The sequence below is a fragment of the Legionella fairfieldensis ATCC 49588 genome, from assembly GCF_000621525.1.
Taxonomy (GTDB): domain Bacteria; phylum Pseudomonadota; class Gammaproteobacteria; order Legionellales; family Legionellaceae; genus Tatlockia; species Tatlockia fairfieldensis.
On sequence record NZ_JHYC01000053.1, the window covers coordinates 1 to 2,678 of the forward strand.

Sequence of the window (2,678 nt, forward strand, 5' to 3'; positions counted from 1 at the left end):
TGCCACTACGTAAAATCCGGCCCAGATTATTTGCAACTAGGCCCACATTATTTGCAACTGAAAAGTTCCCTAACCACCAGAAAAACGCACGTTTTTTGTATCACGTCCAGAAACGATAAATTATCGCTTAATGATGCCAGATAACTTGTAGAGAAAATCAAAAAATCATCTCACTTATGATCTTTATCTAACTCTAGCTCAAATAAAATTTTTTCTTCCAACTCTTCTGGCGCAGGTAAAGCATCCTTTAGTTTGTCTGGTATGTCTCGAGTAAGTTCATACCCCGCAACGCCAACAGGCTTATCGATACCACGGAGGGCGTATTCTACATCGAACTTGCTTCTTTCACTGCATAATATAATGCCAATAGATGGATTTTCATGCGGTTCTTTTACAAAATCATCTAGCAAATTAAGATAGAAATTCATTTTGCCAGCATACTCAGCTTTAAACTTGGTTGTTTTAAGCTCTAGTGCTACCAAGGATTGTAATTTTCTGTGGTAAAACAAGAGATCTATAAAATATTCAGAGTCAGGTGTAACAATACGGTATTGATTGCCAATAAAACTGAATCCATAACCCAGCTCTAAAATGACATCTTTGATTTTAGATACCATGCGACGCTCTATCTCGGCCTCTACCACTGGTGTGGTTATCCCCAATAGATCAAGCATATAAACATCTTTCATTGTTTTATCAGCTTGATCAGCCAAATGCTGCGGTAGAGCTGCATGAAAATTATGTTGCTTGTTTGCCAAAGCTAGTCTTTCATAACTTTTGGAGTTAATTTGCATAGTTAATACATCACGAGTCCACGCACATTCGAGTGTCGATTTTAGATAATACAATTTAGCATTGTCATCTTTTACTTTACTTAAAATCAACAGGTTTTGACCCCATGGTATTTCTCCAACGAGCTGTTGGAGATTTGGCTTATTTTGATATTCCAAATAAAATTGGCGCATATACCAAAGATTTTGGGGTGAAAATCCTGACTTGGTATTAAATTCAGCTTTTAAATCCTTGGACAAGCGTTCAACAACAGATTTTCCCCAACCATGTTTTTCCTGGCTTTTTACAATATGCTCACCAAGCCACCAGTATAGGGAAATCAATTCTCGATTAGCCGCGTGGGCAGCACGAATTCTTGTCCCATGAATTTGAGTCTTGGCTTTTTCAAGGAAGTCTTTATACGCTGGAAAATCACTAGTCGTTATTGCGTTCATGCTGTAATTCCAATAGAGCGAATTGCACTTAAAAACTCTGTTTTTCTCGCTGAATTTCTACCATATAGAAAATCTTTTACTTCTTTAGGTGTGGCGTGAAGAAATTCACATATGGCGGGAAGCCGATATCCAATTCTGGCGAGCTGTGCCTCTAATGAGTTTAGATCAGGGGCAAGTGCTCTATTTATAACCTCTTCAGTAATTGGTTTTATCGCTGCAGAGTAGGCTATTTCCATTGCTGTAGCTAGATATTTGTGGATTTGCAATGGTGTAATTAATGCCTGAGCGAGTCGTAACGCGGCCTCATTTGTAATCACATCACTGACTTTTACCTTCTCATTGAGGCATTGTTTAAACAGAAACTCAACATACTTCTCCATGTTGCCCATTGCATTGTCAATACTAAAGATCTTTGTTCGAGCTCCTATTTCCTCAATACTGGAGGTCGCTAGGGAATTACCCAATTTAGGATGGCCTGCCAAGATAATAGATAACTGACAACCGCTATGCGCAACTATTTCCACGATGCGCTTTAAAGCGGTTAATGTCTGCCCATGTACATCATGGGCTTCGTCAATAAACAGTGCCACTGGCTTTTTTTGCTTTTTAATTAAATCAATTAATTGGCGCTCTCGTTTTTCACCCTGTGTTGGAACCTTAAAATTTTTATCGGTTTTTGTAAGATCATAAAATAACGCCAGATAAATAGTACTCACATTTAATCGATTTTTTTCAGTAGACAATGATCGAGATACTGTAATTTTATTTTCAATTTCCAGTTCTTGTTGTATTTGGTTTAATAATGTGGTCTTCCCAGATCCTACCATCCCCGTTAAAGCATAAATCCCTCCCGCTTGAATCAGAAATTTTAACTCTTTGTATAATTTCTTCCGTTGCTCTGTCTCATAATAGTTGGCACAAATAAGTGGTTTTTTTAAATTAAAATATTCCATAACCTCTGTATACACGCATTACTCCTTATTTATTGCTTGGCATAAAGACAACGTGAAATATTGCCTTACCCGCGATTCGATCTGTTCTTTGTTTAAAGTTTCTCCAACGATATGATTAATAGCATCGATTTGCTGAGGAAGTAATGCGGCAAGTGGCTTATCTAATAAGCGGGCGATAGCCTGTTTTGCCTCAACTTGATCAGAAAATACTGATTCTTTTTCTTCATTAAACGGAACATAGGATTGGCTTTTGGTAATTGCTCGCGCCCTTTCTAACTGCGCGATGGTTTGAGTATCATGTCCGGTCATCACTGATAATGGAACAGAAATTGATTGTGCCAGGTTCGAAATATCATCTGCTAATTGTTCGGTTTTTGTTTTTGGATGGTGTCGAAATGTATGCAGAGGAATAGGCCCATTAGATGGATAAAAAGGGCCCATTTTTTGCCCATTAAACTCAACATAAACCTCGTTGTCTAACAATCCATGTAGCAAAATT

At 37.9% G+C, this 2,678-nt stretch carries 2 protein-coding genes and 1 pseudogene; all 3 read right to left on the bottom strand.

Features of this window, described 5'->3' with window-relative positions; translation table 11 throughout:
* Positions 1-170: 170 nt before the first annotated feature.
* A complete protein-coding gene (locus T345_RS0110660; RefSeq protein WP_028389325.1) occupies positions 171-1,226 on the bottom strand; it encodes a PDDEXK nuclease domain-containing protein in 1,056 nt (351 codons plus the stop codon).
* The gene (locus T345_RS0110665) at positions 1,223-2,194 is read right to left on the bottom strand and encodes an AAA family ATPase (RefSeq protein ID WP_028389326.1); all 972 of its coding nucleotides are present in this window, start codon (positions 2,192-2,194) and stop codon (positions 1,223-1,225) included. The genes T345_RS0110660 and T345_RS0110665 overlap by 4 nt, the downstream gene beginning before the upstream one ends.
* 3 nt (positions 2,195-2,197) lie before the next feature.
* Positions 2,198-2,678, bottom strand: a pseudogene (locus T345_RS15230) (hypothetical protein); the annotation flags it as partial.

What these genes read in the sequence shown, in the direction of transcription:
- T345_RS0110660 (WP_028389325.1), bottom strand. Translation starts at nt 1,226, where the DNA reads ATGAACGCAATAACGACTAGTGATTTTCCAGCGTATAAAGACTTCCTT.